The 21,134-nt window shown below is 60.7% G+C and carries 23 protein-coding genes; 8 read left to right on the top strand and 15 right to left on the bottom strand.

Features of this window, described 5'->3' with window-relative positions:
* Nucleotides 1–235: 235 nt before the first annotated feature.
* Nucleotides 236–1,003, bottom strand: coding sequence for a FadR/GntR family transcriptional regulator (locus tag ACP148_RS13460; protein ID WP_421953195.1), 768 nt, complete (start codon nucleotides 1,001–1,003; stop codon nucleotides 236–238).
* Between the two features lie 149 nt (nucleotides 1,004–1,152).
* Here ACP148_RS13460 and ACP148_RS13465 point away from each other — a divergent pair, with 149 nt between their 5' ends.
* The 3 genes from ACP148_RS13465 to ACP148_RS13475 are packed head-to-tail and all read left to right on the top strand — an operon-like array spanning nucleotide 1,153 to nucleotide 3,574.
* Nucleotides 1,153–2,112, top strand: coding sequence for a 2-dehydro-3-deoxygalactonokinase (locus ACP148_RS13465; protein ID WP_421953196.1), 960 nt, complete (start codon nucleotides 1,153–1,155; stop codon nucleotides 2,110–2,112).
* Entirely contained in the window at nucleotides 2,109–2,714 is a 606-nt protein-coding gene (locus ACP148_RS13470; protein WP_421953197.1) for a 2-dehydro-3-deoxy-6-phosphogalactonate aldolase, read from the top strand. Before ACP148_RS13465 ends, ACP148_RS13470 begins: the two co-directional genes overlap by 4 nt.
* On the top strand, nucleotides 2,711–3,574 hold the full coding sequence (locus ACP148_RS13475) for an SMP-30/gluconolactonase/LRE family protein (RefSeq protein ID WP_421953198.1): 864 nt from the start codon (nucleotides 2,711–2,713) through the stop codon (nucleotides 3,572–3,574). Before ACP148_RS13470 ends, ACP148_RS13475 begins: the two co-directional genes overlap by 4 nt.
* A gap of 53 nt (nucleotides 3,575–3,627) precedes the next feature.
* Here the strand turns inward: ACP148_RS13475 and ACP148_RS13480 are convergent, their stop codons facing one another.
* The 3 genes from ACP148_RS13480 to ACP148_RS13490 are packed head-to-tail and all read right to left on the bottom strand — an operon-like array spanning nucleotide 3,628 to nucleotide 6,575.
* On the bottom strand, nucleotides 3,628–4,653 hold the full coding sequence (locus tag ACP148_RS13480) for a TRAP transporter substrate-binding protein (protein ID WP_421953199.1): 1,026 nt from the start codon (nucleotides 4,651–4,653) through the stop codon (nucleotides 3,628–3,630).
* 60 nt (nucleotides 4,654–4,713) lie between these two features.
* Entirely contained in the window at nucleotides 4,714–6,036 is a 1,323-nt protein-coding gene (locus tag ACP148_RS13485) for a TRAP transporter large permease (RefSeq protein ID WP_421953200.1), read from the bottom strand.
* Complete coding sequence (locus ACP148_RS13490; protein WP_421953201.1) at nucleotides 6,033–6,575, bottom strand: TRAP transporter small permease; 543 nt, start codon at nucleotides 6,573–6,575, stop codon at nucleotides 6,033–6,035. Before ACP148_RS13490 ends, ACP148_RS13485 begins: the two co-directional genes overlap by 4 nt.
* Nucleotides 6,576–6,837: 262 nt before the next feature.
* On the opposite strand from ACP148_RS13490, the gene ACP148_RS13495 reads away from it, so the two are divergent.
* From ACP148_RS13495 to ACP148_RS13505, 3 genes are all read left to right on the top strand, one after another.
* Nucleotides 6,838–7,296 carry a MarR family winged helix-turn-helix transcriptional regulator gene (locus ACP148_RS13495; RefSeq protein ID WP_421953202.1) on the top strand — a complete coding sequence of 153 codons (459 nt, stop codon included), beginning with the start codon at nucleotides 6,838–6,840 and terminating at the stop codon, nucleotides 7,294–7,296.
* 91 nt (nucleotides 7,297–7,387) lie between these two features.
* The gene (gene recQ, locus ACP148_RS13500; protein WP_421953203.1) at nucleotides 7,388–9,223 is read left to right on the top strand and encodes a DNA helicase RecQ; all 1,836 of its coding nucleotides are present in this window, start codon (nucleotides 7,388–7,390) and stop codon (nucleotides 9,221–9,223) included.
* Nucleotides 9,224–9,311: 88 nt separating this feature from the next.
* Nucleotides 9,312–9,773, top strand: coding sequence for an Lrp/AsnC ligand binding domain-containing protein (locus ACP148_RS13505; RefSeq protein ID WP_421953204.1), 462 nt, complete (start codon nucleotides 9,312–9,314; stop codon nucleotides 9,771–9,773).
* 5 nt (nucleotides 9,774–9,778) lie between these two features.
* Here ACP148_RS13505 and ACP148_RS13510 read toward each other — a convergent pair whose 3' ends face one another.
* The 10 genes from ACP148_RS13510 to dctP form a co-directional block, all read right to left on the bottom strand.
* On the bottom strand, nucleotides 9,779–10,105 hold the full coding sequence (locus tag ACP148_RS13510; RefSeq protein WP_421953205.1) for an ArsR/SmtB family transcription factor: 327 nt from the start codon (nucleotides 10,103–10,105) through the stop codon (nucleotides 9,779–9,781).
* A gap of 80 nt (nucleotides 10,106–10,185) precedes the next feature.
* Entirely contained in the window at nucleotides 10,186–10,983 is a 798-nt protein-coding gene (locus ACP148_RS13515; protein ID WP_421953206.1) for a hypothetical protein, read from the bottom strand.
* Between the two features lie 56 nt (nucleotides 10,984–11,039).
* Entirely contained in the window at nucleotides 11,040–12,743 is a 1,704-nt protein-coding gene (locus ACP148_RS13520; protein ID WP_421953207.1) for a pyrroloquinoline quinone-dependent dehydrogenase, read from the bottom strand.
* A gap of 63 nt (nucleotides 12,744–12,806) precedes the next feature.
* On the bottom strand, nucleotides 12,807–13,274 hold the full coding sequence (locus ACP148_RS13525; RefSeq protein WP_421953208.1) for a c-type cytochrome: 468 nt from the start codon (nucleotides 13,272–13,274) through the stop codon (nucleotides 12,807–12,809).
* A gap of 112 nt (nucleotides 13,275–13,386) precedes the next feature.
* Nucleotides 13,387–14,274 (bottom strand): ThuA domain-containing protein, encoded by an 888-nt coding sequence (locus tag ACP148_RS13530; protein ID WP_421953209.1) that lies wholly within the window; start codon nucleotides 14,272–14,274, stop codon nucleotides 13,387–13,389.
* Nucleotides 14,275–14,568: 294 nt separating this feature from the next.
* Nucleotides 14,569–14,985 carry a GlcG/HbpS family heme-binding protein gene (locus ACP148_RS13535; protein WP_421953210.1) on the bottom strand — a complete coding sequence of 139 codons (417 nt, stop codon included), beginning with the start codon at nucleotides 14,983–14,985 and terminating at the stop codon, nucleotides 14,569–14,571.
* A gap of 2 nt (nucleotides 14,986–14,987) precedes the next feature.
* Nucleotides 14,988–15,428, bottom strand: coding sequence for a type II 3-dehydroquinate dehydratase (locus ACP148_RS13540; protein WP_421953211.1), 441 nt, complete (start codon nucleotides 15,426–15,428; stop codon nucleotides 14,988–14,990).
* An 18-nt stretch (nucleotides 15,429–15,446) separates the two neighbouring features.
* A complete protein-coding gene (locus ACP148_RS13545; protein ID WP_421953212.1) occupies nucleotides 15,447–16,748 on the bottom strand; it encodes a TRAP transporter large permease in 1,302 nt (433 codons plus the stop codon).
* On the bottom strand, nucleotides 16,745–17,251 hold the full coding sequence (locus ACP148_RS13550; RefSeq protein WP_421953213.1) for a TRAP transporter small permease: 507 nt from the start codon (nucleotides 17,249–17,251) through the stop codon (nucleotides 16,745–16,747). Before ACP148_RS13550 ends, ACP148_RS13545 begins: the two co-directional genes overlap by 4 nt.
* A 102-nt stretch (nucleotides 17,252–17,353) precedes the next feature.
* On the bottom strand, nucleotides 17,354–18,340 hold the full coding sequence (dctP, locus tag ACP148_RS13555) for a TRAP transporter substrate-binding protein DctP (RefSeq protein WP_421953214.1): 987 nt from the start codon (nucleotides 18,338–18,340) through the stop codon (nucleotides 17,354–17,356).
* 264 nt (nucleotides 18,341–18,604) lie between these two features.
* Here dctP and ACP148_RS13560 point away from each other — a divergent pair, with 264 nt between their 5' ends.
* Nucleotides 18,605–19,294 carry a GntR family transcriptional regulator gene (locus tag ACP148_RS13560; RefSeq protein ID WP_421953215.1) on the top strand — a complete coding sequence of 230 codons (690 nt, stop codon included), beginning with the start codon at nucleotides 18,605–18,607 and terminating at the stop codon, nucleotides 19,292–19,294.
* Between the two features lie 11 nt (nucleotides 19,295–19,305).
* Here ACP148_RS13560 and ACP148_RS13565 read toward each other — a convergent pair whose 3' ends face one another.
* Nucleotides 19,306–20,187 carry a shikimate dehydrogenase gene (locus ACP148_RS13565; RefSeq protein WP_421953216.1) on the bottom strand — a complete coding sequence of 294 codons (882 nt, stop codon included), beginning with the start codon at nucleotides 20,185–20,187 and terminating at the stop codon, nucleotides 19,306–19,308.
* A gap of 174 nt (nucleotides 20,188–20,361) precedes the next feature.
* Between ACP148_RS13565 and ACP148_RS13570 the strand changes: the two genes are divergently transcribed.
* The gene (locus ACP148_RS13570; RefSeq protein WP_421953217.1) at nucleotides 20,362–21,024 is read left to right on the top strand and encodes a TetR family transcriptional regulator; all 663 of its coding nucleotides are present in this window, start codon (nucleotides 20,362–20,364) and stop codon (nucleotides 21,022–21,024) included.
* Nucleotides 21,025–21,134: the final 110 nt, after the last annotated feature.

Genomic DNA, 21,134 nt, shown 5'->3' on the forward strand with positions numbered 1-21,134 from the left:
TCCGGCGCCTCTCGCCGCAGCGACCTCCCATGCCACGCCCACAGCGCAACAATCGCCAGCACATTTGCATATAGTATGATTATTTGTAAAGCGGGTGTTTGAATCCTGATGCGCTTTTCAACAACCGTCCACTTTGCGGCGGGTGCGATTGCACCTGGGATTCATTGGGCATCTGAGCGCTGGAGGGGTATGTCCAGTGGGCGTGGAAACGCAAATCGGAAAGGATTTCCGCAGCTTAGCCTTTGGGCGTACCCAAGGTGGTCGTTGCCCGATCGACACCGGACTGGATGGCCTGGCGCATGGCGACGCGGGCCATTTCGGGGTCTTTGGCCGCTATGGCCTCGGCGATATTGCGGTGCAGGCGCACCGCTTTGTCAAAGGCTTCCCCGCCCTCGACCGGCGAGGAAATGGTGAACGATGCCATCAATGCGATCTCGACAACATTGGAGAGCGAAACCATGAAGGGATTGCCCGATGCCTGGGCCACCACGCGATGGAACTCGACGTCATTGCGGGCGAAATCCTGGGCGCTCTGGCCCTGCGTGGCCATGCCCCTGAGCCAGCCCATCAATTCTTCGGCCTGCGCGTCGGTGCGCCGCTCGGCGGCCAGCGCCGCGGCATCGGGCTCCACGGCCATGCGGATTTCGGCAAGCGAGGCGATAAAATCAAACGAGATCCCCGATTCCAGGTGCCAGAGCAGCACATCGGAATCGAACATGTTCCACCGCGACCGGGGCAGGACGCGGGTGCCGACCCGGGCCCGCGCTTCGACAAGCCCCTTGGCCGAGAGGGTCTTGAGCGCCTCACGCAACACCGTTCGCGACACGCCGAACTGGTCGATCAGATCGCTGTCGCCGGGAAGAATCTGGCCTTCCCTGTAAGTTCCACCGACAATGGCGGTCCCCAGGGTGTACATGACATGGGCATGGAAATTATGCGGCTTGCGCCGCGCCGACCCGGCCGTTGCCGCCGCTCCCTCCCGATGGTCTATAGTTCCCGCCATGCCCGTCTGCCCTTATTGGTGCACCAGCTCATCGTGGCGCAGGTCGAACATGACAAAGGCGGCGATGGATTGTCAAAATAAAAATATAGTAAGATAATTGATGGCTCGCGGGGGAGTCGCGTGGGCGTCCAGCGCCATGTGCCGTCAATTTGGGGAAAGAATCAATCCATGAAGCAACCGCCCTTTCGACAGATGCCGCGCGCGACATGCCCATAACGGCCTGCTGGATCGCTGTCGATTGGGGCACCTCGAACATGCGCGCGTGGGCGATGGGTGCCGACGACACCGTGCTGGCGCGTGGCGAAAGCGCCAGGGGCATGGGCCAGCTTGACCCGTCCGAATTCGAGCCTGTGTTGCTTGAAATTATCCAGAGCTGGATCGATCCGGAACGGGTTACGCCAATCATTGCCTGCGGCATGGTCGGCGCGCGGCAGGGCTGGATCGAGGCGGCCTATGCAAGGACCCCTACCCCGCCTGTCGCTGCGAAGCCGACCCGCGCGCCGGCGACCGACAGGCGCATCGCCGTTTTTATTCTGCCAGGGGTCAGCCAGTCGGCGCCGCCCGACGTGATGCGCGGCGAGGAGACCCAGATTGCCGGATATGTTGCTACGAACGGGGGCTCGGGCATCCTTTGCCTTCCCGGCACGCACAGCAAATGGGTGGAAATTGCCGACGGCCGCATTGCACGATTTCGCACGGCAATGACCGGGGAGATCTTTTCGCTGCTCGCCGAAAAATCCGTCCTGCGTCATAGCGTTGGGACAAAGGACTGGAGCGAGGACGGGTTTGGTTCGGGGGTTCGTGAGGCGCTGGGTGATCGGGAAATCGTAACGAAACTGTTTTCAATCCGCGCCGGCGGCCTGCTCGAAGGCACCTCGGCACAGGACTCCAGATCGCGTCTTTCGGGGTTGCTGATCGGAGCCGAACTGGCGGGAGTCAGCCAATACTGGCGCGGCAATGACGTTGCCCTGATTGGCACATCGGAGTTGAGCAGGCTATACCAGACGGCATTGAACATTGCCGGGGTTTCGACCCGGCTGCTCGATGCCGAAGAGATGACGCTGGCCGGGTTATGCGCCGCCCGTTCGGCGCTGGAGAATGTGCAATGAGCCGCAAACTGATCGCCATTCTGCGCGGCATCAAACCTGACGAGGCTTTGGGCGTGACCCGGGCCTTGATCGAGGCCGGCATCACAGCCATAGAGGTGCCGCTCAATTCGCCACAACCACTTAATTCCATTAAAACAATGGCGCGCGAGTTTGGCAGCGACGCGCTGATCGGCGCGGGGACAGTGTTGAGTGAAAAGGACGTCACGGACGTCGCGCAGGCGGGGGGGAAACTGATCGTTTCACCCAATTGCGACGCGGCGGTGATCGGCGCGACAAAGGCGGCTGGCCTTCAATCCTTTCCCGGCGTTTTCACAGCCAGTGAATGCTTTGCGGCGCTCAAGGCGGGCGCAGACGGGCTCAAGATTTTTCCCGCCTCGATCATGGGGCCAGCGGGGGTTGCCGCGCTCAAGGCCGTGCTGCCGCCGCTGGTTCCCGTCTATGCAGTGGGTGGGGCCGGGCCGGACAATTTTGGTCAGTGGCGTGCCGCCGGCGCCGACGGGTTCGGCATCGGCACGGCGCTTTACACGCCCGGCCTAACGGCCGGGGAGGTCGGCGAGCGGGCCCGCAAAATTGTAGCGGCCTATGACGAGGTTTTTCCATGAGCGACGCCCATGTTTTCGACGACCGGCCCTGTTTTCTGGGCGAGGGTCCGCTCTGGCATCCCGAGCGCGAGCAGTTGTTCTGGTTCGACATCATTGGCCGCACGCTCCTGACCCGCAAAGGCAGCGAAACGGGAGCCTGGACGTTCGAGGACATGGTTTCGGCGGCCGGGTGGATCGACAAGGACAATCTGCTGATCGCCAGCGAAACGGCGCTGCTCAAGCTCAATATCGAAACCCGTGAACGCGAGGTTGTTGCCGCGCTCGATCTCGGCGAAGAGCTGCGCACCAATGACGGACGCGCCGATCCGTGGGGCGGATTCTGGTTTTCATCGATGGGCAAGAAGGCCGAAAAAGATGCGGGGGCGATCTATCGGTTTTATCGCGGCAAGGTCACAAAGCTCTTTTCGTTTATCACCATACCCAACGCCATCTGCTTTTCACCCGACCGGACCCTGGCGTATTTCGCCGATACGGACCGGGGCATCGTCAAACGCGTCGCGCTCGATGCGGAAACCGGCGCACCGGTTGGCGAGCCTGAACTCCATCTCGACCTCGCGTCCGAGGGGCTCAATCCCGACGGCGCGGTGACCGATGCCGAGGGCAATATGTGGCTGGCCCAATGGGGTGCGGGACGGGTCGCCGTCTATGACCCCTCGGGGAAATTGCTCAAGGCGGTTTCGGTCGGGGCGCCGCACACCTCCTGCCCGGCATTTGGCGGCGCCGATTTTTCCACCCTCTATTGCACCACGGCCCGCGAAGGGCTCGACGCCGAGAGGTTGGCGGCGCATCCGGATTCGGGCCATGTCTTTTTTGCCGAGGGCGTTGGGCGTGGACGGCCCGAACCGGCGGTCATCGTCTGATCTGCAACAAAAAAGGGGCGCCGAAGCGCCCCTGATATCGCTTTGACAGGGCCTTACTGGCGTTCGGCAGCCATGGCTTCCTGAGCCGCAGCGTAAAGCGCTTCGCCGTCGATGCCGATGGCGTCCATATCGGCAAACCACTGGTCGATGGTGGGCTGGGCAGCTTCTTTCCAGCGGGCGGTTTCGGCTTCGTCGAGCGTTATGATGTTGTTGCCGGCATCCTGGGCAATCTGCAGGCCGACGTCGTCGCCGGCATCCATGGCACGGCCGAACATTTTTGAGGTTTCAAGCCCGGAATTGGCGTCGATCACCGCTTTGAGATCGTCGGGCAGGCTTTCATAGGTGCCCCGGTTCATGACGAACCCGAAGGTCTGGGTATAAAGGCCGTTTTCGCCCGAGAAGCCTGTGTGGTTGGTGACCAGTTCAGCAACGCGGATCGAGGGGGTGACTTCCCAGGGAACGGTGGTGCCGTTGATCACGCCGCGCGAGAGCGCTTCGGTGGTCTGGGGCACGGGCATGCCGACGGGCTCGGCACCGAGCTGGGCGAGCATGTTGGAAATGATACGCGAGCCGCCGCGAATCTTCATGCCCTGAATGTCTTCAAGAGCGTTGACGGGTTCCTGAGTATGAAACAGGCCGGGGCCGTGAGTGTGAAGCGCGAGGACGTGGACGCTTTCAAACTCGTCGGCGGAATTTTCCATGACGTAGTTGTAAAAGGCGGCCGAGGTTTCTTCGGCGCTGTTGGACATCAGGAAGGGCAACTCGAACACTTCCGATTTCGGAAAGCGCCCCGGCGTGTAGCCAAGAACCGTCCAGATGACGTCAACCACACCATCCTGAGCCTGGCCGAACAAGCTGTCGGGCGCACCGCCGAGTTGCATGGCCGGATAGAGTTCCACGGCTATGCGGCCATCGGACTGTTCCTGGACTGCCTCGGCCCATGGCGCGATGGCGGTGGCGGGAATGGTGGCCTGGGCAGGCAGGAACTGGTGGACGCGCAGCGTTACCTCCTGAGCCATGGCGCCAGTTGCAAACGTGACGGTGGCGACCGCCCCGAGCAGAATGGATTTCAGTTTCATTTGGTCTTCTCCCTTGTTGCACGCCCTTTGGCGTGTGAACTCCTCACGATCTTTGGCCGCTCAATAGAGCAGCCACACCAGTCCCAGCGTTATCGGCGGGAAGGCGACGAGAATTATTGTGCGAATGATGTCGCTGGCCACGAAGGGCAGCGCGCCGCGGAAGGCTTCGGACAGCCGCGTGCCCTTGGCCATGGAATTGATGATGAACAGATTCATCCCCACGGGCGGGGTTATCAGCCCCACTTCGACGACGATCAGGACCAGAATGCCGAACCAGATGGCAAATTCGTCCGGGGTCAGCCCGAAATCGAGAGCCGACATCATCGGAAAGATGATCGGCACGGTCAGAAGGATCATGGAAAGCGAATCCATGACGCAGCCGAGCACGAGATAGAGCAGCAGCACGATGGCCATCACCACCCAGGGATTGAAACCCTGGTCGACAACCCATCCGGCGGCGAACTGTGGCAGTTGCGACAGGGCCAGGAAGCCGTTGAGGGCAGCGGCGCCGAGCACGATGAGGAAAATCATCGCCGTTGACGACGCGGTTCCCAGAATGGCCTCCTTGAGGCCCTTGCGCGACAGGCTGCGCGACACGAGAGCGACGAGCCCGGTGCCGGCAGCGCCAACGGCGGCCGCTTCGGTGGGGGTGAAAATGCCGGTATAGATGCCGCCGATCACCAGAACGAAGATCGCCACAACGGGCCAGATGGTCGCCAGTTCGCGGAAGCGTTCGCCATAGGGAACCCGTGCCCGGATGCCGGCGGATTCGGGATTGAGGCGAACATAGATGGCAACAACAATCAGATAGCCGATGGCGGCAAGAATGCCCGGCACGAAGGCGGCCATGAACAGCTTGGCGATGTTCTGCTCGGTCAAAACGGCGAAAATGACCAGAATGACCGAGGGCGGAATCAGGATGCCCAGCGTGCCGCCCGCGGCGACCGCTCCGGTGGAAAGGGCACCCGAATAGCCATATTTCTTGAGTTCAGGCAGGGCGACATGGCCCATAGTTGCGGCCGTTGCCAACGAAGAGCCGCAGATGGCGCCAAACCCGGCGCTGGCGCCGACCGCCGCCATGGCGACCCCGCCCTTGCGATGCCCCAGCCAGGATGCGGCGGCGTTGAACAGCGCCGCGGACATGCCCGACAGTGTGGCGAACTGTCCCATGAGGATGAACAGCGGCACGACAGAGAGCGAATAGGACGCGAAGGTCGAATAGGTGAGGCTTTTGAACTGGGCCATGACCGGATTGAACGTACCCGTCAGCAGCCATGAGCCGAAAATGCCGACGCCGAGCATGGCAAGGCCGATGGGCACGCGCAGGAAAATCAAAAGCAGGATAAGTGGAAACGAGAGCAGTCCGATAAGTATGTTGCTCACAGTTCGGCCCCCGATGACCGCAGTTCCGAACGGCCGGCCAGCGCGTTGGAGATGGACCGGCCCAGCACGTAAAGCGCGACGACAAAAAAGATGACTGCCCCCACCAGGCCCGCGCTGTAGGTCCAGCCGAGCGGCATGCGCAGCAAAAGCGTGGTCTCGTTGTAGCGGAACTTGTCGAGCATACCGTCATAAAGCCGCCAGGCAATAAACGCGGCGGCGGCGAGCATCATGATATCGGTGACAACAAGGATCCATCTGTTGACGATGGGGCCAAAGCGGTCGGTCATTATGGTGACGATCGCGTGTCCACGCTCGAGGTGCGCCCAGGGCAGGAAGGCGAAGACGGCAAAACCTATGCCCGCTTCGACCAGTTCATAATCGCCCCGGATCGGGCGCAAACCGGCCCAGAGCAGCGCGCGGCCGGTTACGCTGACCACGACCATCAGAACGAGGCCGACAAGCACAATGCCGCCTGCCAGCGCCATAAGCTTTGCCAGGCCATAAATGGCGCGCCCAAGCGGCGACTGATCCTGGAACAAATCTATCCTCCCCTGCACGCTCCGGTGATACCTCTCTAACACCCGACAATGCCATGCGCACCCTTGTCTCTCGTTGTCTTATCGAACAATGGACAATGCACACAAACGATAGGATCATCCGAACATCGAGCGGCCATCCCACAGCAAATTGTTTATATATCATAACGAGTTTTTGCAAGCGCCTGCCGAACACAACGCCGTGGCGTTGCCTTTTCCGCCAAGAGCTTTAAATTCTATCTCATAACAATAAGGGTTCCACTGTATGTCCGCTGTTCCGGGGTCCGCCACCGACGAAGCCGTGCTCGAAACCGGGTCAACAACCGATATCGTGGGATACCGGCTGCGCCGGGCCCAACTTAGCGTCTTCCAACGCTTTCTCGCGACGTTCGAGACTCTCGATCTGCGCCCCGCCGAATATTCGGCGCTGACGCTTATTGGCGACAATCCCGGGCGCAAACAGACCGAGATCGCCGAGATCCTGGGCATCAAGCGCGCAAATTTCGTTGCACTCATCAATGGCCTGGAGGGCCGGGGGCTGACCGAGCGCCGGGCCGCGCATGGGGACCGGCGCGCCAATGCGCTCTATCTCACCGCGGATGGTGAGCGCTTCCTTGCAAGGGCCAGGTCCGTACAGGATGATTTCGAGGCCGACTGCGTTGCGCGGCTGGGCGGAGCAAAGGCGCGCGACACACTGCTCGACCTGCTGAGCAGATTGTGCTGATTGCCGCCTGGCGGGTTGCGCCACGGAAACGATAAGAGTCAAATGGGCTGGCGAATCATCTTTCTCCGACCGCCGGTTTCTCTTGTCTTCCATGTCGCTTTTTTCCAACGCTACGGCCCTTGATGCTGCGCCGGCCGGCGGGCTGGATATCTTGCGATCGGTGTTCGGGCTCGATGCGTTCCGCGGCCAGCAGCAGCAGGTTGTCGAACACGTGATGGGCGGCGGCGACGCCGTTGTGCTGTTTCCCACGGGGGCGGGGAAATCGCTATGCTATCAGATTCCGGCCATCGGACGCCCGGGGGTTGGCGTTGTCATCTCCCCGCTGATCGCGTTGATGCGCGATCAGGTCGAGGCCCTCAAACAGGCCGGGGTGAGGGCAGCCGCGCTCAATTCCTCACTATCGCCCGAAGAGAACCGCAGCGTGCGCCAAGCGCTGCGCGAGGGCGAACTCGACCTTCTCTATGTGGCCCCGGAGCGGCTGGCGGCCGCGGGGTTTCTCGACCTTTTGGCCAGTGTCGAAATCGGGTTGTTTGCCATCGACGAGGCTCATTGCGTTAGTCAGTGGGGGCATGATTTCCGGCCCGAATATCGCGAGCTGGCCAAGCTGGCGGAGTTGTTTCCCCATGTTCCACGCGTTGCGCTGACGGCGACGGCAGATCCTACGACGCGCGCCGATCTGATCGAGCGGCTGGGACTGGAGGACGCCCAGCTTTTCATATCGAGTTTCGATCGGCCCAATATCGGTTACTCGATCGTCGAGCGTTCTAATGCGCGGGCGCAGCTGCTCGATTTTCTGGGGCGCCATAGAGGCGAAAGCGGCATCGTCTATTGCCTGTCGCGCGCCAAGGTCGAAGCGATCGCCGAGTTCCTCAACGAAAAGGGGATCCCCGCCCTGCCCTATCACGCCGGTCTCGACGCGGGTGTGCGGGCACGCCATCAGGACGCTTTCCTTAAGGAAGACTCAGTGTGCCTTGTGGCGACCGTGGCGTTCGGGATGGGCATCGACAAGCCCGATGTGCGTTATGTTGCGCATATGGACTTGCCCTCGTCGATCGAGGCCTATTACCAGGAAACGGGTCGGGCCGGGCGCGATGGACAGCCCTCGGAGGCCTGGATGTGTTACGGTTTGTCGGATGTGAGCCAGAGGCGACGGATGATCGCCGAGGGCAATGCGCCCGACGAGATCAAGCGGCTGGAAAACACCAAGCTGAGCGCCCTGCTCGGTGTGTGCGAGACGGCGGGCTGCCGTCGGCAGGCAGTTCTCTCCCATTTCGGGGAGCAGTATCCTGGCGATTGCGGAAAGTGCGACACCTGCACCAATCCGGTGGACAGCTGGGACGGCACCGAGGCTGCAAACAAGGTGATGTCGTCGATCTATCGCACGGGGCAGCGGTTCGGCGCGGCGCATGTGATCGATGTCGTGATGGGCAAAACCACCGAAAAGGTCGAGAAATTCAGGCACCAGCATTTGCCGGTCTTCGGGGTCGGGCAGGATATTTCCGTCAAGACCTGGCGCTCGGTGGTGCGGCAGTTGACGGCCATGGGGCTGGTGCATGTGAACCATGAGGCCCATGGCGCTCTCTATCTCGACGAGGGCGCGAGAGCGGTGTTTCGCGGCGAGCGGACCGTGACGCTTCGGCGCGACCATGAGCGCAGAAAATCAGACACAAACCGGGCGTTGAGCGCGGGAGAAGCGTTGTCCACGGAAGCCGAGGCCGTATTCGAGCGTTTGCGGCGCAAGCGGCGCGAGATCGCTTCGGCGCAGGGCGTGCCGCCCTATGTGGTGTTTCAGGACACGACGCTTCGGGCCATGGCGCAGCGCCTGCCGGGGACGTTGGACGATCTGCGTGCCCTGCCGGGAGTGGGCGATGCCAAGCTTGAGCGGTATGGCACGGCATTCCTTGCCGCCATTGCCGACGCAGACTAGAGCTGTTCAGGATTTGATTGAATCAAATCCTGGGCTCTAAATCTTTGTTGTGTCGCGTGTCCGAACCCCATTGGAACAAATGTCCGCCATGAGTGAAATCGACAGAATCGACCGCAGAATTCTCATCGAACTTCAAAACGATGGACGGATCACCAATTCCGAACTTGCCCAGCGGGTGGGGCTGGCGCCCACATCGATGAGCGACAGGATGCGGCGGCTACAGAACCAGGGCTATATCAAGGGCTTCCGCGCGATTCTCGACGCCGATCAGATCGGGCTCGGACTGTTGGTGCTGGTGGAGGTTTCCCTCGACAAGACCACCCCCGACATCTTCGAAAAATTCGCCGCCGCAGTGCGCAAGCAGCCCGAAGTGCTCGAATGCTACATGGTGGCGGGCGGTTTCGACTATCTGGTCAAGGCCCGGCTGCCCGACATGGGGCGCTACAGGGTCTTTCTGGGCGAGGTGCTGCTGTCTCTGCCCGGAGTGCGGGAAACCCGCTCCTATCCGGTCATCGAAGAGGTCAAGGACGCGGGCATCCTGCCACTGTAAGCGCGTCAGTCGGGCAAGTCGGTTTCCGGTTCGTGCTCAGCGGCATGCACGATCATGTCGGAGACGACATGGCGGATATGGTGGTCGTCGGCCTCGTAGTGGACGTGTTTTGCGTGGCGCCTTCCCCGGACGAGGCGCGCGGCGCGCAGCAAGCGCAGGTGGTGACTGACGAGGGACTGGGACGCGTCGATCTTGCGCGCGATATCGCCCACGGCCATGGGCTGATCGAGGCAGGCGAGCAGGATTTTCAGACGTGTCGGATCGCCGAGCAGCTTGAAGGTCTCGGCGACGACGAGGATTTCGGTTTCCGTTGGGGTGCGGCTGTCGTTCAAAAGGGCCTCGCGCGGACGGCATGGATTATCGGACCACCATCCTATCCGGATTTTGCTGCTCCTGCACAACGAGATCGGTTTTATCGGACCTCTGCCCCCGTTCCCAGTGCCTCGATGGCCTGATCGATCATGGTGCGGAGCATCTCGTCCTGGGTGCGCATGAGCACCGCGACCGCGCGTGTGTCGCGTTCGAGAGGCGCAACGGTGCCCTGATGAGAATAGAAATCGCCGGCTTGAAGGGCTGGCAGATCAAGATGGGGTTGCCAGACGATGGCAGCATCGAACTCGCCCGAGGTCATCAGGGACTCCATGAGTTCGGGACGGTCGTAGGGCAGCCTGCGCACCCCATCGAGGGTTCCGGCGGCGATGGCGAGCATAATATCGGCGTCGATGGGCGTATAAAGCGGTACGCCCAGACGCGTTCCCGGCGGCAGATCGGTCAGATCCTCAATACCGTCGTCGCGCGTCAAGAGGACATAGGACGCCTCGAAATACGGCCGCGACAGGGTCATCCAGTCGGGCGCAACCTCACCGGGAATGATCTGGACACCCAGGACGCCGACGCAGCTTTCGGCAAGTTCCTCAAAGATCACCGGCCAAATGCCCAGTTCATCGAGCATGCCCATATCGGCATCTATCTCGACGATGTCGGGTTCAAGCAGCAGCATCTCGGCGATGCCGCGCGCCGCTTCACGATCCTGCTCAAGGGTGGCGCTGTCCGGCAACACGCAGAGGGGAAGCCGATTGCCGAAATCGGGACGAATGGCGTTGTAGAATTCGGGCGGAACGAAGGGCACCTGCGCGGTCGCCTGGCCGGCAAGCAGGGCCAGGACCCCTAAAACCGAAAGGCAACGGCACATTGTCGATGGGAGGTTCATAGGTGCCTCTTCGTAGCCGTGGACCGGGGGCGGATCGTTGTCCGCCCCCGGATCGATCATGCGCCTTCAGGCAGGGCGAAGACCATCATCATGTTGCCACCCGACGGGCGCCGCACTTCCGGGGCGAGCGTGGAGGGAACGCTGGTCGACCAGGTCGCGCCGCCGACCCCGACCGGGATCGCTACATACTGGCGTCCGTCGACCTCGTAGCTGATCGGGTAGCCCTGAGCGGCCTGGGGCAGCGTGACGTCCCAGAGCACTTCGCCGTCTGCCGCGTCGAAGGCGTAGAAATTGCGGGCCCAGTCACCGGCGAACACAACGCCGCCCGCGGTGGTCAGGGTCGCCGAGTTTGCGGTGGTGCGCATGGGGAATTCCCACATGGTCTCACCGGTATCGACGTTCATGGCCAGGATGCGGCCCGAATTCTCGGGATCGTCGGGATGGTTGATACGGTTGGTGCCTCCGCGGCCATTGCCGCCGCCGCCTTCGACCATCTCGACTTCTGTATAGATGATGCCGTCGTCGCAGTTGATGGCGAGCGGGACATAGACCGCACGGGTTTCCGGCGAGAACGCCATGGCGCGCCAGCTGCGGAAGCCGGTCGAGCTCGGGCAGGTCGTCATCGGCACGCCGATCTCGCCGATCTTGCCTTCGCGGTAGCCGGCGAAGGTTCCATCTGGATTGAGGTCGATCTGGTCCTGCATGCCGAAATCGAAGGCCGGCAGAGGTTCGCCGGTCTCGCGATTGCCGCGCCACAGGATGCCCAGCTTACCCATGTTGACGTAAGCGGGCTCGCCGTCGATATCGATCAGAATGTGCTCGAAGGACTCGTCCATGTCGTTGGTTTCGCCAGGGATGTACTGGCGGTGCCAGACGATTTCCCCGGTGTCGGGCGCCAGGGCGAGGGTCGAAGTTGTATAGAGCGATGCGCCGTCATTGGCACGGCTGACCCGCGACCAGGGCTTGGCCTGCGATACGCCGATATAGATGAGGTCGGCTTCAGGATCATAGGTTGCCGTGGTCCAGATATCGCCGCCGCCACGCAGGGCAAAGGGGATGTCTTCCCATGTATCCTGCTCGCCTTCGCCGGGACGCTCGACGGTGATGGTGCGCCAGAGTTCTTCACCCGTTTCGGCGTCATACGCCACCATGGCGCATTTTTCCTCGCTGAAGCGGTTGCACCCCTGGAAACCGACAAACACCTTCCCATCGGCAACGAGCGGAGCGGCGGTCAGCGATTTGCGGTTTTCATAATCTGCGACCCGGGCTTCCCATTCGACCTGGCCGGTTTCGGCGTTGATGGCGACGAGCGCGGCGTCGGGGGTGGGCAGATAGACCTTGTTGCCATAGATGGCGAGGCCGCGATTGAGGCCACCGGGGCGCGATCCTTCGGGCATTTCGCGGCGATACTCCCAGAGCATCTCACCCGAGGTCGCATCAAGGGCCTGAACCACGGCTCCGGGATTGGCCAGATACATGATGCCATTGTGAACGATGGGCGTGGTTTCCTGGCTGCCCGGCTCCATGGCCCAGCCCCAGGCATAGGCAAGGTCGCCCACGTTGTCGGTGTTGATCTGATCGAGTTGGGAATAACCCCAGCCATCGAGCGTATTGCGCCAGTGAATCCAGTCCGCAGGATCGGGATTGAGGATATCCTCATCGGTCACGGGCTCGAAATCGGCCATCTGGGCGGTAGCGGGAGCCGCTATGGCCAGCGCGCCCAGCACAATCAGGCTCGCACCCAAGAGATTGGTCTTCATGCTCATCCTCCTCGTCGTTGAGCAATGCAATCCGTTCAGGATCGCAAAGGGGGAATTGGGAAGTCAGGGTTGAGTTAGGACATAGGCCGCAAGCGCCTCGCCATCGCCGGGCAGCTCCCCCTCGGAGGGGGTCACGCCGTTGGTTGCGAGAATAAACGCCATGATGTCGGCATAGGTCTGGTCGTTCAGTGAACCGGCCATACCCGGGGGCATGGTGGATGCTATCTTTTCGAACTTTTCGGAGAGCGGAGTGTCGACCCATCCATACTGGAACGAGGGGCCCCGCAGATCGGGTGCGTTGGAATCGATGCTGCGCAGGTCGTCGCCGTGACACCCAGAGCAATTGGTCATGAAGGCGGCCTCGCCCCGCGCGACCTGATCGGTAGAAATCGCTCCACCCGAGAGTTCGTAAGCCGGCGATTGCGCCCAGACCGTTGCGGGTGCCGTTGCCAGCGGAACGATCGCCGCAGCGATGGCGACGCGCCGCATCAGGCCTTGGTGAGCCCAGGGAAAACGTGCCCGAACCTTCATTGTGAACTCCTGTCGAAAAGTTCCACCGACGGCCCCATTTGACGCAAACGGGCCGCCGATGGCTGGCATGGCCTCCGGGGATCGCCGGAGGCCATGGTTTGGACGCCCCGAACTATTCGAGGCAGAAATCGTCCTTGCCCATGGTGCCGTTGACGCCGGCAAGCACGTGCTGGAGGTATTTCTCGTCTTCGAGGATTTCGTGGCTGTGACCGAGAACGGTCATCCAGGCGCGACCACCATCATAGTAGTGGCACCAGGAAACCGGATGACCCTCGCCCATGCCCGGGTGGGTATCGGACTGGCCCTCCACCATCGTGGCTTCGTCCACGGTGAGCAGGATGTTGATGTCGGAAAGCTGACGGGGATCGGGATAGATGTTGTACCATTCTTCCTGATCGAAGGTATCGCCATCGGTAAGGTGAGCGACTGAAGGATCGTTTTCAGACTGCACCTGGATCGAAGCGAGCTGGCGCGGACCGTGATTGAAAAGCTGACCGCCGAGCAGGCCCTCGTACCAGGTCCAGCCATAGCTCGTGCCGAAAGCATTGTGGATACCGACAAATCCGCCGCCGCCGCGCGTGTACAGCATGAGCTGATGCTTACCGAGATCGCTCAGCGCTTCACGGCCCGTCGAAAAGAACACGATAGTGTCCATCGAGCGCAGGTTGCGCGAGCTTTCGAAAGTGGCCGGATCGTTAGAGGCGGTTACCTCGTAGCCCTCGCCTTCGAACAGTTCGGTCAGCGCTTCCACGCCGGCTTCGAGGTTGTCGTGCGGCCCAACGCCGGGAGCGACGTGATAATAGATCAGCACTTTCCAGGGCTCTTCCTCGCCCTCGGTGCGGTTGTTCCAGGGATTGTAGCAGCTATCGTCGATGCTGCCGCAAACGCCGTATTTCTCGAACGTGGTGTATTGCTCGGGCACCTGCGCCATAGCGGGCAGGCCGGTCAGGGCGGTCAACACCGCAGCCGCGCCGGCAAGGCGTACGATTGGCTTTGTCATCTTTAAATCTCCTCCAAAAAGTCTCGGTCGGGCTGCTGCGCCGAACGGCGCGACGGTCAGCGGCTGCGCCGGTTGGGCAACCTGATCTCCAACCCCCGCGATTGATGGCATGATAAAATCCGTCATGCAAGATTTAATATGAGACTTTTCATTTCATCTGTTGATTTTGTTTTTCGTTGTCAAAATTACAAACGTCAACAATCCCGGCGTGAAGGCCACGCCCGGCTGGAAACTGGTTTGCGATATCGGTTGCCGGGCTCGAGAGATTGGTCTGGGGGAGCCGCCGGCAGGCTCCTAGACCCGGACCATACGGTCCGACGCGAATTCGGCGGCGATGCGTTCGGCCAGCTCGGTCTCGGTATCCTCACGGGCGCCGCTCAGGCCCATGGCGCCGAAAAAAGCGCCGTTCCGCTCAAGCAGCACACCGCCGCCCAGCGGGACAACATGGGGGAGGTGGGCCAGAGGCATGCCCTCCTTGACCCGCCTGGAAAAATCCGAGGTCGGCCTGCGAAACAGGGCCGCGCTGCGGGCTTTGGCCAGCGCGGCATCGACGGCGGCGGGAAACGCCCCGTCCATGCGCATCTGAACATGGGACCAACCGCCGTCATCGACGATGGCGATAGCCAGTTCGAGCCCCTCTTGGCGTGCATCATCCATCGCCGCCCTGGCGATGGCTTCGGCCTGCGCAAATGTGAGCGTGCGCCTTTCCATGATCAGTTCAGCAGATCCTTGCGGGCACACATGGCCTGAACGGCCGTTCCATAGCCATCCGCGCCCATCCCCGCCATGACGGCCGTTGCAACCCGGGACACGTAGGAATGGTGATAGATGGCTTCGCGCCGATGCACATTTGTGATGTGAAACTCAAAGATCGGGCCGGGGAACATCTTGAGCGCATCGAGCAGGGCCAGTGAAGTGAAGGTGAAGGCCGCGGGATTGATGATGATGCCCGCCGCGGCATCGATTGCCTCATGCACCCATTCGATCAGGCGTTCTTCCGAATTGGTTTGCCGGAACTCGATCGACCGGCCGACCGCGCTCGCATGGCACAGTTCCTCGACCTGGGCGAGGGTGGTTGCGCCATAGAGTTCGGGTTCACGCAAACCCAGCCTGTTGAGGTTGGGGCCATTGAGCACGAAAATGGGTTTGGTCATTACGCAAACTTTCGAAAACTAACCCTGATAGCCGAACATGCGCGGCAGCCACAGGACGGTATCGGGAACGAAGGTGAAGAGCATCAGCGCAACAAGGAGCGCGCCGAGGAAGGGCAGCGTATCGCTTACGATATGACGCAGCTTCGCGCGCGAGATTGACTGCATGACAAAGAGCAGCATGCCATAGGGCGGGGTAATCAGACCGATCATCACGTTGATGACGACAACCACACCGAAATGGACAAGATCAATCCCCAGGGCCGCTGCCGAGGGCACGAGCACCGGCACAATGATCAGGATGATCGCCGTTCCCTCGAGCATGCAGCCCAGAAGCAGAAGGACGACATTGACGAAGATCAGGAAGGTTATCGGGTCGAGATTCCATTCGGTCAGTATGACGCTGAGGGTGGCCGGGATGTTTTCGACGGTAACGACGTAATTGAGCACCAGCGCCCCGGCGATCAGCATGCCGATGGAGACAGTTGTCTTGGACGAGGTGACCAGGGACTGGTAGAAGCTTCTGATGCTGATCGAGCGATAGAGAACGATCGAGATGATGAGCGCATACGCTGCAGCCACGGCGGCGGCTTCGGTTGGCGTGGTAATGCCGCTGTAGATGCAATAGAGCAAGACAACAGGCATCATCAGCGCGGGAAGCGACGTCCAGGTGATGCGAGGCAATTCGCGCAGCGGCACCGGCTCTTCGACAGGGAAATCGTTGGTGCGAGCCTTGAAATAGACGATAGTCGCCAGCGAAACGCCCATGATGGCGCCTGGCACGATGCCTGCCAAAAACAGGTATCCGATAGAGGCGTCCGAAACGAGCGCGTAAAGCACCATGGGGATCGAGGGCGGAATGATCGGCCCGATCACCGCAGAGGACGCTGTGAGCGCGGCGGCAAACGAGGCGGGATATTTGCCATCGCGGGTCATGAGCGAGTAGATCATCTTGCCGGTGCCCGCGGCATCGGCAATGGCCGATCCGGACATGCCGGCAAAGACCATCGATTGCAGCACATTGACCTGAGCCAACCCGCCCCGGAAACGGCCGACGACCGCATTACACCACGCCAACAATCTGTCGGAGAGCGAGCCCGTGTTCATGAACTCGGCGGCCAGGATGAACAGCGGCACCGCAAGGATGATGTAGTTGGAATACATGCGGTTGAGGAATTGTTCGGCCGCGATTCCCATGTCGAGACCCGACATGAACAGATAGAGGATCGAGCCGGCGATCATGGACAGCCCTATGGGCAGGCCGAGAACGGCGAGCACCAGAATGGAGGCGATGCAGACAAAGAAGGGGTCGAGGAACATCATTTTGCGGGGCCTTCGAGCTCTTCATCGGCATCCCTGCCCCACACCGCGACACCAGCCCTCCAGATGTAACGGGCCATGGTCACCACGGTGAAAACAATGAAGATGGAATAGACGTAGTCGTAGCGGAACTTGAGATAGGCGGTGCTTTCCACCTTCATGAACAGGACGTAGTCGACGATAGCTGGGAGAGCCAGGCCAAACAGGGCGACAAGCGCAATGGACGTAATGACGATCATTATCCTGCGCGTACGGGCTGTCACCGAGGTGTAGATGATGTCGAGCCGCACGTCGTCGGACGAGCGTAAAACGAAGGTCGTCCCGAACAGGACTATCCAGACCCACAAGATTGCACTGAGCTCATAGGCCCAGCCACTCTGCATGCGCAGTCCATAGCGGAAGACGATCTGCAGAATGAACAGCGCGAACATGACGCCAAGCATCAGCGCCAGAATGTTCTCCGCCCGCGCGGCAAGCCAGCGCCCAACACGCAATAGTCCGGACATGGAACTCTCCTCTTCCCCACACGCTCCGGACAAGCCCGTCGCCAGCGTCAGGGAAATACAGAAAGGGCGCCGCGGCAAGAGCCGCGGCGCCCGATATATGCCCTAAAGGGCGTTGATGGCTTCGAGCGCACCCTCGGGCCAGCTGGCCGAGATGTCGGAGTTCAGGTACTGCTCCTGCGCATAGGCGCGGAAGGCATCCTGATCGGGCTCATAGATGTTGAGGCCGGCAGCTTCAAACTCGCCGATCAACTGTTCTTCCATGGCTATGTGCTCGCCCTGGCTCCAGTTGATCGCTTCGCTGGCGGCAGCCTGGAAGGCTTCCTGATCCTCGGCCGACATGGCGTTCCACGCATCGGACGAAATCACCAGAAGGTCATAGCCGATCAGGTGCGAGGTCAGAACGATCTGATCCATCACCTCGTAGAACTTCATGTTCTGAACGTTGGGGAGCGGATTGTCCTGCCCGTCGATGGCGCCGGTCTGAAGGCCGGTATAGACTTCGGCGTAATCCATCGGCGTGGGGCTGGCACCAATCGCGCTGCCCAGGAACTGCCAGGCATCGCCGCCCGGCATGCGCAGGCGAACGCCTTCCATATCGGCCGGCGTCTGGATTTCCTTGTCGATCCGCAGACCGACCTGGCGGGCGCCGAAATAGGTGGGGCCCAGAATGTGAATGCCCAGCTGCTCCTCAGCCATCTGCTTGAATTGGTCGCCCACTTCGCTGTCGAAGAACGCACGCAGGTGCTCGGCATCGCGGAACAGATAAGCCGACGTCAGAAGCGACCATTCGGGAATCTGGTTGGAGATGTCCTGGGGGGCGATATTGCCCATTTCGAGGTTTCCACGCTGCAGGGCAACGAGTTCGGTGCCCTGACGGAACAGCGTGCCGCCATAGTAGGGCTCGATGGTGGCGATGTCGCGCACGGCATCGGCGAACTGGCCCATCATTCCGGCGCGAATATCCTGATCGGAAAACACCGCCGAGAACCGGAGCGTTGGCGCGTCCTGAGCCATGACCGGCATCGATACCGCAGCCGCGATTGCAACCGAACCGAGCATGAGAGCCCGGCGGGTGAGATTTAAAAGCATAACGATCTTCCTCCTTGTTGGGTGCGGCGATGATTGGCGCAGCGTCACGACGCGCGACATCTCCCCTCTCTGTCGCCTGGACCAAATGTACGAACTAGTTCGTTTATGTCAAGCAGCTTTCCACCTGCTGTTCATGCATCTATCTTTACCAAGAACGTATGTCAATTTTGAAAATATCATATGAAACAATTTTGCACCGTGATAACGTGAAGGTGACAAAAGTGCCTGGACGTGGCAGGAACGGCCGACTGAGAAGAGACAATTATGGCAAACGCAAAATCGCTGCACGATACAATGGACGAAATTTCTGACACCGTGGGGGAACAGGCCTTCCGCAAGATTCGCGGCGATATCGTCTCGGGTGACCTCAAGCCGGGCCAGAAGCTCAAGCTCGAACAGCTCAAGAGCAAGTATGGGGTCAGCGTTTCCACGCTTCGCGAAATCCTGAACCGACTGACCACCGAAGATCTGGTTGTGGCCGAGGGGCAACGCGGGTTCGAGGTCAGCCCCGCGTCCGTGGACAATTTGCGCGAAGTGGGCGATCTGCGGCTGGTTCTTGAAAACCACGCGCTCGCGCTTTCCTTTGCGGCGGGCGATCTCGATTGGGAAGCGGACGTCGTTTCAGCCCATCACAAGCTCTCATCGATCGAAAAGGCGTTGCTGGGCGGGGACGCGAATCGGACGTTTGAGTGGATCAAATACGATTTCGCGTTTCACCATGCGTTGATTTCAGCCTGCGGATCCAAATCCCTGCTGGCCATCCACCAGTCGATTTTCGATCGGTTCATGCGCTACCACCTGCTGGCCGCCAGCTTTCGCGGCGACGGGGTTTCCGAAGACCACAAGGAGTTGTTCCGGCTGGCGCTCGAGCGCGACGTTGCCGGGGCGCAGGCCAAGCTGGCCCAGCACATCCACTCGGGCATCGACCACATCCTGAGCACAGGCAGGCTGTAAGCCCGGAACGATCAGTCGGCAGCCTGGAAACTGCGCGTCATTTCCTCACGCGAAGGGATGCGGCCGGTAAAGAGTTCGAAAGCCTTTACCGCCTGGAATATGGCCATCCCCGTTCCCGGCAGCGTTGAGCATCCGGCCGCCTCCGCGCGCGAGATCAACTGCGTCTCCCGGGGAAAATAGATGATATCGGCAACCCATTGTCCGGCCCCCAAGCGCTCGGGGTCGACGGGCATGCCGGGATATTTATCCATGCCGATCGGGGTGGCATTGACGATGCCGTCAAAACTGGAAACCGATGAGATATCGGTGATTGCGGTCACCTGGTAGTCCATGTCGCGCATGCGGGCCGCAAGACCCTGGCTGCGGGATGGGTCAGTATCGAACACGAACAGGTCCTCGACACCAACTTCGATCAGGGCGCGCGCCACAGCTGCGCCGGCACCCCCTGTCCCGATCTGAAGCACACGCTTGCGCGGCACTTGAGGCAGACCGAGCCGGAAACTTTCGGCAAATCCCCAACAATCGGTGTTATGGCCGACGCGCTGTCCGCCATCAAATATCACGGTATTGACCGCACCGATCTGTTTTGCATCGGGCGCGAGGTCATTGAGGTGTTCGAGAATGGCCTGCTTGAACGGATGGGTGACGTTGACGCCACGGAACCCGACCTTTTCGAGCAGATCGACCACATCACCCAAATGCTCGTTGCCAAGGGCGAGCGCATCAAAATCGATCAGATGGTAATGATAGTCGAGTCCCTGCCGCTCCCCTTCCTGTCTGTGCATGGTGGGGGAGAGCGATGCGCCGATTCCGCGGCCCAGCAATCCGATGTGGATTGCACCCTTGGCACCGATATCGAGCAATTCCGCAAGATTGCTGCCCAAATTCGCCATGCCTGAAGATCCCGTTTGTGCTGAAGCCGCAGTCAATCCATTCCCCTTTAGGCAATTGTCTTGCCCTTGTGTTTTTTAAGCGTCTCGACCTAAATGCAGGCGCGACAGTAGGTGATTAATGTACGAACTAGTTAGTTTAGTCAATCGACGATGCATGGTGACGGGGGCGGGATCTTGAGTACTACCGACGACACGAAACGGCCGAGCCGACGTCAGCAGGACCCGGAAGGGACACGCCGCAACATCATTGAGGTCGCGTCCAACGAATTCGCCCTTAACGGGCTGGCCGGAGCGCGTATCGACGAAATCGCCGAGAAGACCCGTGCCAGCAAACGGATGATCTACTACTATTTCGGCGACAAGGAAGGCCTCTACGTCAGCGCGCTGGAAAACGCCTATCGGGTGGTGCGCGAAGGGGAAGCCGAGCTCGATATCGAAAGCCTGCCGCCGCTCGAAGGCCTGCGCCGACTTGTGGGGTTCACCTTCGATCATCACTCCGAACATGAAGACTTCATCCGCATGGTGATGATCGAAAACATCCATTCGGGCCGCTACATGGAGCGCTCGCCAGCGCTGCGCGCCGTCAATGAGGCCGCTATCGCGCGGATCGGATCGATCTATGCCAAGGGCGTTGCTGAAGGCGTCTTCCGGGAAGGGCTAGATCCGCTGGAAATACACTGGCAGATCAGCGCCCTGTGCTTTTTCAACGTTTCCAATCGCGCGACCTTTTCCCACCTTTTCGAGCGCGACATGGGTTCGGCCGAGAACCAGGCAACGCTGCGCCAGAACGCGATCGACATGGTCGTGCGGTATCTGGCCAAGCCTCAATATCTCTGAAAGCCGCAGCTTTTTTGCGGCGTCTCCCGCCATTGAGCGCGCATCCCACATGATCGGATCAATAAAGTAACTCACTTGTGTTATTATTTTTGAGGACGCATACTCCTGGT

This window comes from Pelagibacterium sp. (assembly GCF_965249125.1).
In the GTDB taxonomy this organism is placed as follows: domain Bacteria; phylum Pseudomonadota; class Alphaproteobacteria; order Rhizobiales; family Devosiaceae; genus Pelagibacterium.

Excerpts from the sequence above, each read along its gene's own strand:
- ACP148_RS13540 (WP_421953211.1), bottom strand. The coding sequence starts at position 15,428 with ATGACCAAACCCATTTTCGTGCTCAATGGCCCCAACCTCAACAGGCTG.
- ACP148_RS13535 (WP_421953210.1), bottom strand. The coding sequence starts at position 14,985 with ATGGAAAGGCGCACGCTCACATTTGCGCAGGCCGAAGCCATCGCCAGG.
- recQ (WP_421953203.1), top strand. The coding sequence starts at position 7,388 with ATGTCGCTTTTTTCCAACGCTACGGCCCTTGATGCTGCGCCGGCCGGC.
- ACP148_RS13505 (WP_421953204.1), top strand. The coding sequence starts at position 9,312 with ATGAGTGAAATCGACAGAATCGACCGCAGAATTCTCATCGAACTTCAA.
- ACP148_RS13565 (WP_421953216.1), bottom strand. The coding sequence starts at position 20,187 with ATGGCGAATTTGGGCAGCAATCTTGCGGAATTGCTCGATATCGGTGCC.
- ACP148_RS13470 (WP_421953197.1), top strand. The coding sequence starts at position 2,109 with ATGAGCCGCAAACTGATCGCCATTCTGCGCGGCATCAAACCTGACGAG.
- ACP148_RS13545 (WP_421953212.1), bottom strand. The coding sequence starts at position 16,748 with ATGATGTTCCTCGACCCCTTCTTTGTCTGCATCGCCTCCATTCTGGTG.
- ACP148_RS13550 (WP_421953213.1), bottom strand. The coding sequence starts at position 17,251 with ATGTCCGGACTATTGCGTGTTGGGCGCTGGCTTGCCGCGCGGGCGGAG.
- ACP148_RS13475 (WP_421953198.1), top strand. The coding sequence starts at position 2,711 with ATGAGCGACGCCCATGTTTTCGACGACCGGCCCTGTTTTCTGGGCGAG.
- ACP148_RS13460 (WP_421953195.1), bottom strand. The coding sequence starts at position 1,003 with ATGGCGGGAACTATAGACCATCGGGAGGGAGCGGCGGCAACGGCCGGG.
- ACP148_RS13560 (WP_421953215.1), top strand. The coding sequence starts at position 18,605 with ATGGCAAACGCAAAATCGCTGCACGATACAATGGACGAAATTTCTGAC.
- ACP148_RS13515 (WP_421953206.1), bottom strand. The coding sequence starts at position 10,983 with ATGAACCTCCCATCGACAATGTGCCGTTGCCTTTCGGTTTTAGGGGTC.
- ACP148_RS13525 (WP_421953208.1), bottom strand. The coding sequence starts at position 13,274 with ATGAAGGTTCGGGCACGTTTTCCCTGGGCTCACCAAGGCCTGATGCGG.
- ACP148_RS13520 (WP_421953207.1), bottom strand. The coding sequence starts at position 12,743 with ATGAAGACCAATCTCTTGGGTGCGAGCCTGATTGTGCTGGGCGCGCTG.
- dctP (WP_421953214.1), bottom strand. The coding sequence starts at position 18,340 with ATGCTTTTAAATCTCACCCGCCGGGCTCTCATGCTCGGTTCGGTTGCA.
- ACP148_RS13480 (WP_421953199.1), bottom strand. The coding sequence starts at position 4,653 with ATGAAACTGAAATCCATTCTGCTCGGGGCGGTCGCCACCGTCACGTTT.
- ACP148_RS13530 (WP_421953209.1), bottom strand. The coding sequence starts at position 14,274 with ATGACAAAGCCAATCGTACGCCTTGCCGGCGCGGCTGCGGTGTTGACC.
- ACP148_RS13495 (WP_421953202.1), top strand. The coding sequence starts at position 6,838 with ATGTCCGCTGTTCCGGGGTCCGCCACCGACGAAGCCGTGCTCGAAACC.